Origin of the sequence: Micromonospora kangleipakensis (assembly GCF_004217615.1) — a bacterium.
GTDB lineage: Bacteria > Actinomycetota > Actinomycetes > Mycobacteriales > Micromonosporaceae > Micromonospora > Micromonospora kangleipakensis.
Genome location: NZ_SHLD01000001.1, coordinates 1,686,466 through 1,699,754 on the forward strand (window position 1 = coordinate 1,686,466; position 13,289 = coordinate 1,699,754).

Annotated in this window: 14 protein-coding genes; 9 read left to right on the forward strand and 5 right to left on the reverse strand. The window is 71.8% G+C overall.

All coding sequences use genetic code 11. The features are described 5' to 3' along the window. Positions 1-54: 54 nt before the first annotated feature. Positions 55-627 carry a PH domain-containing protein gene (locus EV384_RS08245; protein ID WP_130331640.1) on the forward strand — a complete coding sequence of 191 codons (573 nt, stop codon included), beginning with the start codon at positions 55-57 and terminating at the stop codon, positions 625-627. A gap of 72 nt (positions 628-699) precedes the next feature. On the opposite strand, the gene EV384_RS08250 is transcribed toward EV384_RS08245, so the two are convergent. Together EV384_RS08250 and EV384_RS08255 are read right to left on the reverse strand one after the other, a co-directional pair. Next, positions 700-1,431, reverse strand: a complete 732-nt coding sequence (locus EV384_RS08250) for a GtrA family protein (RefSeq protein ID WP_130331642.1) — start codon at positions 1,429-1,431, stop codon at positions 700-702. Positions 1,432-1,494: 63 nt separating this feature from the next. After that, entirely contained in the window at positions 1,495-2,043 is a 549-nt protein-coding gene (locus tag EV384_RS08255; protein ID WP_242623983.1) for a GtrA family protein, read from the reverse strand. 523 nt (positions 2,044-2,566) lie between these two features. On the opposite strand from EV384_RS08255, the gene EV384_RS08265 reads away from it, so the two are divergent. The 4 genes from EV384_RS08265 to EV384_RS08280 all read left to right on the forward strand — a co-directional run bounded on the left by EV384_RS08265 (position 2,567) and on the right by EV384_RS08280 (position 7,498). Continuing rightward, positions 2,567-4,411: a phosphoenolpyruvate carboxykinase (GTP) gene (locus EV384_RS08265; RefSeq protein WP_130331644.1), complete on the forward strand. Its 1,845-nt coding sequence runs from the start codon at positions 2,567-2,569 to the stop codon at positions 4,409-4,411. A 37-nt stretch (positions 4,412-4,448) separates the two neighbouring features. Next, on the forward strand, positions 4,449-5,312 hold the full coding sequence (locus tag EV384_RS08270) for a hypothetical protein (protein ID WP_130331646.1): 864 nt from the start codon (positions 4,449-4,451) through the stop codon (positions 5,310-5,312). A 241-nt stretch (positions 5,313-5,553) separates the two neighbouring features. After that, positions 5,554-6,696, forward strand: coding sequence for a geranylgeranyl reductase family protein (locus tag EV384_RS08275; RefSeq protein ID WP_130331648.1), 1,143 nt, complete (start codon positions 5,554-5,556; stop codon positions 6,694-6,696). Between the two features lie 31 nt (positions 6,697-6,727). Further along, positions 6,728-7,498 (forward strand): isoprenyl transferase, encoded by a 771-nt coding sequence (locus tag EV384_RS08280; protein ID WP_130331650.1) that lies wholly within the window; start codon positions 6,728-6,730, stop codon positions 7,496-7,498. Positions 7,499-7,534: 36 nt separating this feature from the next. On the opposite strand, the gene otsB is transcribed toward EV384_RS08280, so the two are convergent. From otsB to EV384_RS08295, 3 genes are all read right to left on the reverse strand, one after another. Further along, positions 7,535-8,359 (reverse strand): trehalose-phosphatase, encoded by an 825-nt coding sequence (otsB, locus tag EV384_RS08285; RefSeq protein ID WP_130331652.1) that lies wholly within the window; start codon positions 8,357-8,359, stop codon positions 7,535-7,537. 70 nt (positions 8,360-8,429) lie between these two features. After that, positions 8,430-8,783: a hypothetical protein gene (locus EV384_RS08290; RefSeq protein WP_130331654.1), complete on the reverse strand. Its 354-nt coding sequence runs from the start codon at positions 8,781-8,783 to the stop codon at positions 8,430-8,432. A gap of 178 nt (positions 8,784-8,961) precedes the next feature. Next, positions 8,962-9,402, reverse strand: a complete 441-nt coding sequence (locus EV384_RS08295; RefSeq protein WP_130331656.1) for a helix-turn-helix domain-containing protein — start codon at positions 9,400-9,402, stop codon at positions 8,962-8,964. A 264-nt stretch (positions 9,403-9,666) separates the two neighbouring features. Here EV384_RS08295 and EV384_RS08300 point away from each other — a divergent pair, with 264 nt between their 5' ends. The 4 genes from EV384_RS08300 (at position 9,667) to EV384_RS08315 (ending at position 13,231) form a co-directional block, all read left to right on the forward strand. After that, positions 9,667-10,008: a hypothetical protein gene (locus EV384_RS08300; protein WP_130331658.1), complete on the forward strand. Its 342-nt coding sequence runs from the start codon at positions 9,667-9,669 to the stop codon at positions 10,006-10,008. A 52-nt stretch (positions 10,009-10,060) separates the two neighbouring features. Then, the gene (locus EV384_RS08305; protein ID WP_130331660.1) at positions 10,061-10,501 is read left to right on the forward strand and encodes a hypothetical protein; all 441 of its coding nucleotides are present in this window, start codon (positions 10,061-10,063) and stop codon (positions 10,499-10,501) included. Between the two features lie 345 nt (positions 10,502-10,846). After that, positions 10,847-12,259, forward strand: coding sequence for an RNA 5'-3' helicase PhoH2 (locus EV384_RS08310; RefSeq protein ID WP_130331662.1), 1,413 nt, complete (start codon positions 10,847-10,849; stop codon positions 12,257-12,259). A gap of 285 nt (positions 12,260-12,544) precedes the next feature. Beyond that, positions 12,545-13,231, forward strand: a complete 687-nt coding sequence (locus tag EV384_RS08315; protein WP_130331664.1) for an aggregation-promoting factor C-terminal-like domain-containing protein — start codon at positions 12,545-12,547, stop codon at positions 13,229-13,231. Positions 13,232-13,289 lie beyond the last annotated feature (58 nt).

Here is a 13,289-nt window from a genome sequence, read left to right on the forward strand (position 1 = left end):
GGGCGAGCGTCGACCCGTTACGGTCAGCGCGTCCTGTTCTGCGAGGAGGTTTCCGTGGCGTTCCCCGAAGACGTGCTCACCGAGGATGAGCACGTCGTGCTCCACCTGCACCCGCACTGGAAGGCGTTGCTCCGGCCGATCCTGGTGCTGGTGCTCGCCGTCGTGGCGGTGGTGGCGGGTTGGCTCCTGCTGCCCGACGGCGACGGCGGCACGATCGCGCTCTACGCGATCGCCGCGCTCGGCCTGGCGTTGGTGTGCTGGCTTGGTCTCTGGCCGTTCCTGGTCTGGCGCACCACGCACTATCTCTTCACCGACGAGCGGGTGCTGCTCCAGGAGGGCGTCTTCTCCCGGAACCGGCGGGACCTCCCGCTGACCCGGATCAACGACCACTCGATGCACCAGCGCTTCCTGGAGCGACTGCTCGGCTGCGGCACCCTGACCATCGAGTCGGCCGGCGAACGCGGCCAGTCGGTGCTCAACGACGTGCCCCACGTCGACAAGGTGCAGACCAAGCTCTACGAGCTGGTCGAGGCGCACCACGACAAGCACTCCCTGGGCGACGGCGAGATGCGCGAGATCCTCGCCGACATGCGCGACGGCAAGCCCCTCCGCGACCCCAGCGCCTGACCCCCGCCCGTGCGCTCGTTGATCAAGAGGTTTGCGTCAGATCGGGAACCCGGGGTGACGCAAACTTCTTGATCAGCTCCGCCGGGAGTGGCGGGTGCCGGCGTGGAGTTCCGCGGCGAGCTCGGCGTCCAGGTCGCTGTCGAGGGCGCGGCCGAGGGCGGCCTCGGCCGGGGCGGGGCGGCCCTGGGCCGGGGTGCCGTACTCCGCGGTGACGCGGCGGCCGGCCGTCCGGTCGCGGCGCTCGCCGGGCGCGGGCTCGGACTCCTCCAGCTCGCTGACCGACTCGGCCAGCTCGGCGACCGGGTCCATCTCCGCCATGGTGTCCCACTCGTCACGCGGGATGCTGTGCCAGGTCTTCTCCGCGTGCTTCGGCACGGGCTGGAAGACGAACGTCCGGTAGGACCAGAAACGGAACGTGGTGGCCAGCAGCACGCCACCGGTCTTCGCCACGTTCAACGCCAGCAGGCTGGTCACGCCGAGGCCGTACTTCGCCGCGGCGAGGACGCCGAGTTCGATGATCAGGCCGGTCGCGTTGAACAGGAAGAACAGGACATATTCCCGCCGTAGCGCCGATTTCGGGCGATCCCGGTACGTCCAGTGCCGATTCATCAGATACGACGTGATGGTGGCCACGATGGTCGCGATCACCGTCGCCTTGAGCTGCCCGTCGCGGAAAACGGTCAGTGCCAGCGCATTGAACACCGCGTAATTGATGACGGTGTTGATGCCGCCGACGATGCCGAATTTGAGCGCCTCGTGGATGAACTTCTGCCAGCGCTCGGGCAGCAGACGGACCAGACGCATGCGGAACACCTTAGGGCAGTGGCCAGGGCCGGCTCGGCCCGGCCGGACGGGGTGGGCGGTAGGTCACGCCCCGGAGTCTCGGTCGTGGCTCGGTTCCGGAACGGGGGGAGTTCCCGCTTCGACGAAAACGAACCGCCGGTACGACCAGAATCGGAACAGCGTCCCGAGGCCGGTGCCGACGATGAAGCTGGCGATGTTGTCGGCCAGCGGGGTCTGGAACACCCCAGGCCAGACGCTGCCCAGCCCGTAGCGGCTGATCGCGAGGCAGCCGACGGCGATGCCCAGGCCGACTCCGTTGAAGAAGAAGAACAGCGCGTACTCCCGGGCGGGGTTGGAGCGCTGGCGGTGCCGCCAGGTCCAGAACCGGTTGCCCAGGAACGCCATGGACGCGGCGATCACCGTGGAGATGGTCTTCGCGGCGACCGGCGGCATGTGGCGCACGCTGGCCAGGTAGTTGAAGAGCGCGAAGTCCACCAGGAACGCGAGCCCGCCCACCGTGGCGAACTTGCTCAACTCGCGGACGAGGTGACCGAAACGGTCGAGGAGAGAAGCGATCAGACCCGGCCGGGTCTGCGGAGCGCCCGGTTGGTCCCCGGTCATCGTCGCGGCCACCCGCCGAGCCTACCGGGTGCCGGCACCCGGGGCGGGTAGCAACCACGGGCCGGACGCACCCGCGTCCCGCGGGGCGCCGCCCGGCCCCTCCGACGGACACCGACCGCCGTCCGACCGGTGACGGTGGGCGACCGACCGGCGGCGGGCGGCTCGCGACCGTTCGATGTCCGGTGAGCAGAGCGTAACCGGCCGTGGCGGAATTGCGGATCGGATCGCCGAATCGGCGCCCTCGGCACCGGCGGGCGCTTCCGCTCATCGTGCACCTGCGACCGGACCTCGCGACCGGCCCCCGCCGGAGGTTGGGCGCAGGATTTGCGTGAAACTGCGCGCGAAAGCGGGTATCAGATCGCGATGCCGCAGCGTGGCCGTACCTTGTGCAGTTCTTCACAACCAGTCCCACTGACTCGCGAGGCAGCCCGGTTTACGCTGAGCCCAATCCCAGGTTTCCACGAAGGCGACGACTCGCTCGCCAGAACTCGTGCATCCCATACATCGGTCAGCGTCGACCACAAGGAGATGTGACATGGTTGCTCCGGCTACTGTTCGGGGTATCGATCAGGCCCCGACGTCCCACCCCAAACTGCTCGCCTGGGTCCGAGAGGTCGCGGAACTGACCACCCCCGACCGGGTGGTCTGGGTGGACGGGTCCGATGAGGAGTGGCGCCGCCTCACCGACGAGCTTGTCGAGAACGGCACCCTGATCCGGCTGAATCCCGAGAAGAAGCCCAACTCGTTCTACGCCCGGACGGACCCGACGGACGTCGCCCGGGTCGAGGAGCGCACCTTCATCTGCTCCGTCGACGAGGCGGACGCCGGCCCCACCAACAACTGGATGGCGCCGGCCGAGATGAAGCGGACGATGACGGAGCTGTACCGCGGCAGCATGCGTGGACGCACCATGTACGTCATCCCGTTCGTCATGGGCCCGGTCGAGGCCGAGAGCCCGATGTTCGGCGTCGAGATCACCGACAGCCCGTACGTGGTCGCCTCGATGCGCATCATGACCCGGATGGGCGCGAAGGTGCTCGACGCGATGGGCGACGACGCCGACTTCGTGCACGCCCTGCACTCCATCGGCGCCCCGCTCGCCCCCGGCCAGCAGGACGTGGCCTGGCCGTGCAACGAGACGAAGTACATCTCGCACTTCCCGGAGACCCGGGAGATCTGGTCGTTCGGCTCCGGCTACGGCGGCAACTCGCTGCTCGGCAAGAAGTGCTACTCGCTGCGCATCGCCAGCGTGATGGGTCGGGACGAGGGCTGGCTCGCCGAGCACATGCTGATCCTCAAGATCACCTCGCCGGAGGGCAAGGTCTACCACATCGCCGGCGCGTTCCCGTCGGCCTGCGGCAAGACCAACCTCGCCATGGTGGAGCCGACCATCCCGGGCTGGAAGGTCGAGACCATCGGCGACGACATCGCCTGGATGCGGTTCGGCCCCGACGGCCGCCTCTACGCGGTCAACCCGGAGTACGGGCTCTTCGGCGTCGCGCCCGGCACCGACTGGAAGACCAACGCGAACGCGATGCGGACGCTGGAGCGGGGCAACTCCGTCTTCACCAACGTCGCCCTCACCGACGACGGCGATGTCTGGTGGGAGGGCCTGGGCGAGCCCCCGGCGCACCTGATCGACTGGAAGGGCAACGACTGGACGCCGGAGAGCGACAGCCTCTCCTCCCACGCGAACAGCCGGTTCTGCACCCCGATCACCCAGTGCCCGATCCTCGCCGACGACTACTACGACCCGAACGGCGTGCCGATCGACGCGATCCTCTTCGGTGGTCGCCGCCGGGACACCATCCCGCTGGTCACCGAGGCCCGCGACTGGGTGCACGGCGTCTACATGGGCGCGACGCTCTCCTCGGAGACCACCGCCGCGGCCTCCGGCGCGGTCGGCGTGGTCCGCCGCGACCCGATGGCCATGCTGCCGTTCATCGGGTACCACGCCGGTGACTACTTCCGGCACTGGATCGAGATGGGCAAGGGCGCCGACGGCGACGCGGCCAAGCTGCCCAAGATCTACTACGTGAACTGGTTCCGCAAGGACCCCGAGGGCAGCTTCCTCTGGCCGGGCTTCGGCGAGAACTCCCGCGTGCTCAAGTGGGTCGTCGAGCGGATCGAGGGCACCGCTGCCGCGGTGGAAACCCCGATCGGCATGGTCCCGGCCCAGGACGCCCTGGACGTCGAGGGTCTGGACATGACCCCGGAGGACGTCCGGATCGCCCTCAAGGTCGACCCGGAGGAGTGGCGCAAGGAGCTGCCGCTGGTCACCGAGTGGTTCGAGAAGTTCGGGGACAAGCTGCCCGGCGTCCTCTGGGCCGAGCTGGACGCGCTGCGCGCCCGGCTCGACGCGGAGCAGCCGCAGAGGTAGGTGTGACGGTTGCCCGTACCGGGCAACATCGGATCCCATGAGGACGGCCGCCGAGACCACCGAGGTCCGGCGGCCGTCCGCCGTCCGGGCGCTGACCACCCTGCTCGCCGTCACGGCGGCGGCGACCGTCGTGGTCGAGCTGCTCAATTACTGGTACGCCCCGGAGCAGGAGTTCGGCCTGGCCGTCCGCACCGGCTGGGCGATGCTCCGCTCGCTCGGCTTCCTGGTGCTCATCGGGCACGTCAACCGCGGTCGTACCGTGGCCCGACCGTTCGGGCTGATCCTCGCGGTCACCACCGTCTTCGCGGTGGGGCGGCTGGTCGTACCCCGGGAAGGGGTGCCGGCGCTGCCCGGCCTGCTGGGGTTCGGGCTGCTCACCGCGCTCTGCGTGGCCGTGGTCGTGCTGCTCTACCGCTCCGACGCGGTCGGCGCGCACCTGGTCCGGCACCGGAAGTCCCTGGTCGTCGAGGGCGGGACGATCTCCTGGCGGGAGGTCGCGCCGAAGCGCCCGCCGGTGACCGGGTGGCTACTCACCAGCCGGGTCGCCGCGTTCACCTACAGCCCGCTGATGCTGGTCCCGGCGCTGGTCGCCGGCGGATCCATCCTGGACGGGCGACTCAGCGCCGTGCCGGCCGTGCTCCTCTGGTTCGCCGCCGGCATCGCCGTCAGCTACCTGGTCCTCCTCTGCACCGCCTTCCTGATGCGCGGCCGGGCCTGGGCCCGCCGGTTCCTGGTCGCGATCACGCTGGGCGTGCTCGCCGTCGACCTGCCGCTCTGCTGGTGGCTGCTCGGCGTCGACGGCCTGATCCGGGACGGCGGCCCCCTGGTCGCCGCCGCCCTCCTGGCCCTCTACGGCCTCCGCCGCGCCACCCGCGCCGGCGAGGCCCCCCGCCCCGCCTGACCCCCGGCCCCCTTCCAAGATCCAGACGGCTGCGGGGAAGTTGCTGCCCGCTGTTGTTGCCGGTCACTGCGGGACGTCCCGGTCGCGCGACGGGAGCCAGGGCAGGCGGGGGTGTGCCGGTGAGGCATCGGGGTTCGTGAGCGCGGGCGGGGCAGGATGGGCCGAGAGGTCCGGTTGATCGGGGTGAGACGACCGGTCCGGTCCGCCGAGCCACCGGCGGCGACCGGGAGGGAGGGCGGCCATGGGCGACGAGTTCGACGTGATCGTGGTCGGGGCGGGGCCGGCCGGCTCGGCCGCCGCGCTGACCGCCCGCCGGACCGGGGCCCGGGTGCTGCTGCTGGACCGGGCCGACTTTCCCCGGGACAAGGCCTGCGGGGACGGGATCGCCGCGCACGCGCTGGACGTCCTGGCCGAGCTGGGCGTCACGGACGCCGTCGACGGGTACGCCCCGCTGCCCGCACTGCGGCTGGTCGGCCCCGGCGGCGGTGCGGTGGCCCGGGCGCTGCCCCGGCCCGCGTACACGGTGCCCCGGAAGGTCTTCGACGCCCGGCTGGTGGCGGCGGCGGTCGCGGCCGGTGCGGAGCTGCGCCGCCACACGGTGCGCCGGGTGGAGCTGCGGGACGGCCGGGTGGTGCTGGACGGGGAGCTGTCCGGGCGGGCGGTGGTCGGCGCGGACGGAGCCGGCTCGGTGGTCCGCCGGGCGCTCGGCCATCCGGTGAACCCGGACCGCCACCTGGCGCTGGCCATCCGGGGGTACGCCCCGGCGCTGCCCGGCCCGCCCGAGCAGCTCATCGTCACCTCGGCGCCGCGCTGGCCGGCGTACGCCTGGTCCTTCCCGATCGGTGACGGGCGGGCGAACGTCGGGTACGGGGAGGTGCTGCGCGGCGAACCGCTGACCCGGGCCCACCTGGTGGACCGCCTCGCCGCGCTGCTGCCCGGCGCGGACCTGGCGACGGTCACCGAGCTGCGGGCCCACCACCTGCCGCTCTCCACCCACCGGCCGGCGCCGGGGCGGGACCGGGTGGTGCTGGCCGGCGACGCGCTCTCGTTGATCAACCCGTTCACCGGGGAGGGCATCTTCTACGCGCTGCGGTCCGGCGCGCTGGCCGGCGCGGCGGCGGCCGGCTCCCCGGGGCAGGCCGCCCGCCGGTACGCCGAGACGCTGCGCCGGCGGCTCGGCGCGCACCTGCGGCACAGCTCGGTCGCGGCCTGGCTGGCGCGGCGCCGGCGGGTGGTCGACGCGGCGGTCCGGGCGGCCCGCCGCGACGACCGGGTCTACCGGACGGTGGTGGAGCTGGGGCTGGGTGACGGACGGCTGGACGCCCGCACGCTGGCCATGATCGGCATCGGTCTCCCGACCGGGGATCGGGCTCCGCGGCACTGATCTTCAACCGGGGTCGCTACCCTGCAAGGTGATGACTCTGCGGAAACTCCTCTACTCCGTGTACGAGCGCCGGCTGACGGCGAGGCTCGCGGGCAAGCCGGTGCCCCGGCACGTCGGCGTGATGTGCGACGGCAACCGCAGGTGGGCCCGGGAGATGGGCTTCGTCGACCCGAACGACGGCCACCGGATGGGCGCCGAGCGGATCAAGGAGCTGCTGCGCTGGTGCGACGCCGCCGGCGTGGGACACGTCACGCTCTGGCTGCTCTCCACCGACAACCTCTCCCGGCCGGCTACGGAGCTGGACCCGCTGCTCCAGATCATCGAGGACCTCACCACCGAGCTGGCCGAGGACGGCAACCCCTGGCGGCTGCGGATGGTCGGCGCGCTCGACGTGCTGCCCGCGCCGCACGCCGCCGCGCTGAAGGCCGCCGAGGAGCGCACCCGGGACCGCAGCGGCGGCGCCCAGGTCAACATCGCGGTCGGGTACGGCGGCCGGCGGGAAATCGCCGACGCGGTCCGCTCGCTGCTGCTGGAGCACGCGGCGAACGGCGGCACGATCGAGGAGCTGGCCAACTCGATCGACGTCGACCACATCTCCGAGCACCTCTACACCAAGGGCCTGCCCGACCCGGATCTGATCATCCGGACCAGCGGTGAGCAGCGCCTCTCCGGCTTCATGCTCTGGCAGTCGGCCCACTCGGAGTTCTACTTCTGCGAACTCAACTGGCCGGACTTCCGGCGCGTCGACTTCCTCCGCGCCCTGCGCTCCTACGCCACCCGCCAACGCCGCTTCGGCGCCTGACCCACGCTTCGCCGATCGACCCCGGCCAAAAGGGGGTCAGGTGAGGTGGGGGAGGGCGTTGGTGAGGAAGGTGGCCAGCGCGGCGGGGGAGTCGAGGGTGAGGTCGGCGGCGTCGGCCACCTCGTGACCGGTCTCCGGGTTCGCGACGGCCACGCAGACGCCCACGAAGTCGGGGTCGGCGGCGGCGCGAGCGCGCAGCGCGGCGAAGGCTTTGATGTCGGAGACGTCGTCGCCGAAGTACCAGGCGCCGCCGGCGTCGCGGACGATCTCGCCGATCACCATGCCCTTGTCCCGGTCGACCGGGGGCTTGAGCTCCAGCACCATCCGGCCGGCCTGGCAGCGCAGCCCGAGCCGCTCGGCGCGGGCCCGGCCCCACTCCTGCACCAGGTCGCCGAGCTGCGGGGCGGTGCGCCAGTGCAGGGCGACGGAGAGCCGCTTGAACTCCACCAGGGCGCCGGGCGGCAGCTCGGCGCGGGCCTGCTCGGCCAGCTCCGACATGGTGGGCACCCAGGGCAGGGCGGCCGGCTCGGTGACCGTCTCGCCGCCGGAGTGGCTGTGCTCCAGGCCGTAGAGCCCGTACAGGTCGATCCCGGCGAGGCCGCCGAGGTGGTCGCGGAGGAAATCCACCGGCCGCGCGGACACGATGGCGATCCGGCGTACGAGCGGGGCGAGCACCTCCAGCGCGGCGAGCACCTTCGGGGCGGGCTGGACCGCGGTCGGGTCGTCGTCGACCGGCGCGAGGGTGCCGTCGAAGTCGAAGAAGAGCACCGTGTCGGCGGCCCGCTCGGCGGTGGCACGCCAGGCGTGCTCGGCGTCCAACGGGGTCTTCGGCTGCTGGTTGCCCAGATTCAACGGCGGCACGCGCGACAGCGTACCCCGGGCGGTGCGGCTCATTCGTGGCCGAGATGTGACGCTCAGCCGTTGGGGAGTTTCAACGTTCAGCGGCCCCCCGTCCCCGGCGTCCGAACGGCACGACGGCCGCCTCCTGGCCGTGGCTGAGCAGGTAGCCCTCCACGAAGCCGGTGTTCCGGTCGCCGGTGTGCGCCTCGATCTCGTTCAGCCGAGCCACCAGGAACTCGGTGAGCGCGCTGACCCGGTCGTTGAGCCGGTCGTGCAGCTCGGCGACGACGGCGAGGACCGCCGCGGTGCCGGCGGTGGTGAGCGCGAAGAGGTTGACGACCAGGGGAAGCTGCCCGCCGTTGATCACGCCGACCACCACGTTGCCGGTCACGCACGATGTCACCGACACCACCGCGACCACGACTGCCAACCATTTCAGGGTCATGGACAGACCCCTCCTTCTGTCCCGCAGGGCTGGGTTCGGCCTTGTCCCGTCCCCCCGCCGATGACGAGCCCAAGCAGTACGAATAGGGACGCTAGCGCGCCCGTTCCGGCCCCGGAGGGAAACGATCGGGTCTGCCCTACCGTTCTTTCGCCATCTGAGGAACCACCCGGCTTGTTTACTATCCGGCCTGCTTGCCTCGTTTTCCGGCATCGACGGGGAGCGTCGGACGATAGGCGAGGTAGCGAATGGTTTCCCGGATGTGGAACTTCTCGGCGTCCGACACATTCGGATCCACCAGGCGACGGAGCAGCGCCTCGACGTCGGGGTCCATCGGCGGCGGCGTGGGGGCGCTGCGGGGTGGAGCCGTCCGGTCCCAGCCGAGCGCCGTGAAGGCGGTCGCCGGGTTGAGGCCCAGCCCCTCGCAGAAGGCGACCACCCGCTCCGCCTCCGGGTCGCTGGCCCAGTCGCCGCGTACCCACCGGTTGATGGTCTGGCGGGAGACGCCGGTGCGGCGGGAGACCTCGGTGCCGCTCCAGGCCCGCATGGCCCGGGCGTCGTCCAGCGCGCGACGTACGAAGGTGGCGAAGGCGATCTTCCGTGCGTTGGCCGTCTCGGTCACCCCGTGACGGTACGACCAGTCATCGGTCCCCGGACCGCCGGGCACGCTGCTGTCACGCGGACGTGACGGCTCTCCCGGATTTCCGGTAAACGATCCAGCGCTGTTCTTGAGGGGTATCACCCGGGCAGAATAGATGCCCACCAGTACGGCGGTAAACAGACGAAAAGCTGATACTGTCACGCTCATGAGACAACTTACGGTGTGTCACGTGGATGAGACGACGAGTGCTCACATGCGTCACTCCGCGGGTTCCAGGGGGGTCCGGTGACCGAACTCGCCACTCGCGCCCAGGCGTTCGGCCTGATCGCGGAGGGGGTGGCCGCCGGGCTGAGCGCGCCATGGCGCCTCTACCTCGCCCGGGGTTGCCGCTACCTGTCCCTCAGCGTCGGGGACCGGGACGAGTGGAACGCCTGGCGTACCCACCTCGGCTGTCCGGAACTGAGCGTCCGGGTCTACGACGCCGGCGGCGAGATCCGGCGCTCCTCGGTCGCCGAGGTCGTCCTGGACGGCTGCCGGATCAGCGTCGAACTGGTGGAGGAGGTCAGCACCGCCGATCTGGAGCGGCTGCTGGTCGTCGACCCCGCGGTCGAGCCGGAGGAGCGATGACCCGGCGGGCGACCGCGACGCCCGGCGGCCCGACGCCGGCGGGGGCGGCCGGATGAGCCCGTTCCTCGCGGTCTTCCTCGTCCTCGTCCTCGGGTCGACCAGCTACGCGGCGGGCCGGCTGCACGGCCAGCTGAGCTACCGGATCGGCTACCGCTTCGGTTACCGGCAGGGCTACTTCGACGGTGACCGGGGCGCCTGGAACCGCCGGCGCCGCGACGCCCAGGCCGCCGTCGCCTCGGCCCTGACCCGTCCGGTCGTCGTCCCCGGCTCCGCCGCGGTGCCACCGGTCGGCGAAGGCCCGCGCGCCGGTACGGCGTCCGCGGTCGCCCTCGGCGGCCGGCCCGCGCCGGGGGCGTCCGCCCGCGTCACGGCGACCGCGCAGCTCGGCGGGATCGCCACCCGGCAGGGCACGACCTACACCGGCTCCTCGTTCACCGCGTCGGTCGTCGGCGGCCGGCATCCGGGCGGGACGCTGGTCCGCCGGCAGGGCTGAGGCCCGCCAGGGACACGGTGCGTCGTCCGCGGCGGACGCGCACCGTCGGGACCACGTCAGACCGGTGACGATGGTCCCGCCGGCCGGGATGCGCGCAGGGGGCATGCATCCCGGCCGGATCCGCCGCCCGGCGTTCACGCCCCGGTCGGCTGGGATCCGCGGCCGCCCACTAGCCGAAGGGCCGTGACGCGGCTAGCGTCTAGTCATGGCACGGGGTTCTCCCGGGCCAGCCGGCCAGCCCGGATCTGCGACCTCGCGCACGGGGCCCGCATCCGACCCCGTGTCCACCGGGCACCGGACGAGGCGGAACACGGGTGGCCGGGTGCCCATCCGCGGAGCAGGCCTGTGACGACTCGCCGTACCCCCGCCGGTGCCGACCAGACCCCGGCCGCGACTGCCACGACCCGCCGGACCACCCGCAGCCGCCGCACGGCGGCCGCGCCGGTCGGCACCGAGGAGCCCCGACCAGCCGGCCAGGCCTTCGTCCTGGACACCTCGGTCCTCCTCTCCGATCCCGCGGCGTTCCACCGCTTCGCCGAGCACGAGGTGGTGCTGCCCCTGGTCGTCATCTCCGAACTGGAGGGCAAGCGCCACCACCCGGAGCTGGGCTGGTTCGCCCGGCAGTCGCTGCGCATGCTCGACGAGCTGCGCGTGAAGCACGGGCGGCTGGACCGGCCCGTCCCCGCCAACGACCAGGGCGGCACGCTCCGGGTCGAGCTGAACCACACCGACGACGGGGTGCTGCCGCCCGGCTTCCGGAACGAGTCGAACGACGCCCGGATCCTCTCCGTGGCGCTCAACCTCGCCGCCGAGGGGCGCGAGGTCACCCTGGTCAGCAAGGACATGCCGCTGCGGGTGAAGGCGGCCTCGGTCGGCCTGCGGGCGGACGAGTACCGGCACGGCCAGGCCAGCGACCCGACCTGGACCGGCATGGCCGAGCTGGAGCTGGGCGAGGAGGAGATCGCCCGGCTGTACGCGGGCGAGACGCTCGACCTGGACGCGGCCGCCGGGCTGCCCTGCCACACGGGTCTGGTGCTGCACTCGGCCCGTGGCTCGGCGCTCGGCCGGGTGCTGCCCGACAAGACCGTACGACTGGTCCGCGGTGACCGGGAGGCGTTCGGCGTGCGCGGCCGCTCGGCCGAGCAGCGGGTGGCGCTGGACCTGCTGCTGGACGAGTCGATCGGGATCGTCTCGCTCGGTGGGCGGGCGGGCACCGGCAAGTCGGCCCTGGCGCTCTGCGCCGGGCTGGAGGCGGTGATGGAGCGCCGCCGGCACAAGAAGGTGATCGTCTTCCGCCCGCTCTACGCCGTCGGCGGTCAGGAGCTGGGGTACCTGCCCGGGTCGGAGTCGGAGAAGATGTCGCCCTGGGCCCAGGCGGTCTTCGACACCCTCGGCGCGGTGGTGCACGAGAACGTGCTGGACGAGGTCACCACCCGGGGCATCCTCGAGGTGCTTCCGCTCACCCACATCCGGGGGCGGAGCCTGCATGACGCCTTCGTGATCGTCGACGAGGCGCAGTCGCTGGAGCGGGGGGTCCTGCTCACCGTCCTGTCCCGGATCGGCCAGGGGTCGCGGGTGGTGCTGACCCACGACGTCGCGCAGCGGGACAACCTGCGGGTCGGGCGGCACGACGGGGTGACCGCGGTGATCGAGGCGCTGAAGGGCCATCAGCTCTTCGCACACGTCACGCTCAGTCGTTCGGAGCGGTCGCCGATCGCCGCCATGGTGACGGATCTGTTGGAGGACATTCCGCTCTGACAGCGGTTCCCTGCCGGGTTTGTCCTGGCCTGAGGGTATTCACTTTGTGGCCCAGGTCACAAATGAGGCCCTTGGTTTCCCATCCGCCTCACTGTGCGCGATGGTGTCCAACGAGCGCCCACGCACCATGAAGATCGTCGGTCATCGTTCGCCCCAGGCGACGGAGATCGGTGAACGCCGGTGCGTCGGCTGCGACCCGAGGGGTCGGGGCGCTCACGGCGCCGACGCGGCCACGGACGGCCAGGCGTCGCGCCGTGTCCTTGCCCCCGACGAAGGGACCACTTCGTGAGTCGGCTGTGGAGCCGGTTCGGCGCCCGCACGGCCGCTGTCGCGCTGCTCTCCGTGGGCGTTGCCGGCGGCTTCTATCTGGGCGAAGACCGGGAAACCCAGCAACAGGGCCTGACCGCGCAGGTCGGCCTCGAGGTCGACCAGGCGGAGTACGCGTACCAGCGTGACCGGCAGGCCGACCACCGACTGGATTCGGCCAAGCAGCGGGCCGCCGAGTACCAGGCGAAGCTGCGGGCCGCGGCGGCCGCCAAGGAGGCCGCCGAACGGGCCCGCGAGGCCGAGGCCGCGGCGGCGTCCCGGAAGAAGGAGCGGGACGCGGCGGAAGCCGAGGCCAAGGCCGCCAAGCCGTACGACGGCCCGATCCCGGCCTCCTGCGAGGAGTACAGCGGCAACCGGGCGATCGGCTGCGCGCTCATGCTCGAGGAGGGCTTCGGCATCGACCAGTTCCCCTGCCTCGACAAGCTCTGGACCAAGGAGAGCGGCTGGAACCACAAGGCCTACAACTCCAGCTCCGGCGCGTACGGGATCCCGCAGGCGCTGCCCGGCAGCAAGATGGGCACGGTCGCCGACGACTGGAAGACCAACCCGGCCACCCAGATCAAGTGGGGGCTCGGCTACATCGAGGGCCGCTACGACGACCCGTGCGGCGCCTGGGCACACTCGCAGAGCACCGGCTGGTACTGATCCGACGCTGACGACGGCGGGGTGTGCGGGTGGCCGCACACCCCGCCGTCGTCGTGTC

Bases quoted from the DNA above. Each gene is read 5' to 3' on its own strand.
- EV384_RS08250 (WP_130331642.1), bottom strand. From the start codon at position 1,431: ATGCGTCTGGTCCGTCTGCTGCCCGAGCGCTGGCAGAAGTTCATCCAC.
- EV384_RS08265 (WP_130331644.1), top strand. From the start codon at position 2,567: ATGGTTGCTCCGGCTACTGTTCGGGGTATCGATCAGGCCCCGACGTCC.
- EV384_RS08270 (WP_130331646.1), top strand. From the start codon at position 4,449: ATGAGGACGGCCGCCGAGACCACCGAGGTCCGGCGGCCGTCCGCCGTC.
- EV384_RS08275 (WP_130331648.1), top strand. From the start codon at position 5,554: ATGGGCGACGAGTTCGACGTGATCGTGGTCGGGGCGGGGCCGGCCGGC.
- EV384_RS08280 (WP_130331650.1), top strand. From the start codon at position 6,728: ATGACTCTGCGGAAACTCCTCTACTCCGTGTACGAGCGCCGGCTGACG.
- EV384_RS08290 (WP_130331654.1), bottom strand. From the start codon at position 8,783: ATGACCCTGAAATGGTTGGCAGTCGTGGTCGCGGTGGTGTCGGTGACA.
- EV384_RS08305 (WP_130331660.1), top strand. From the start codon at position 10,061: ATGAGCCCGTTCCTCGCGGTCTTCCTCGTCCTCGTCCTCGGGTCGACC.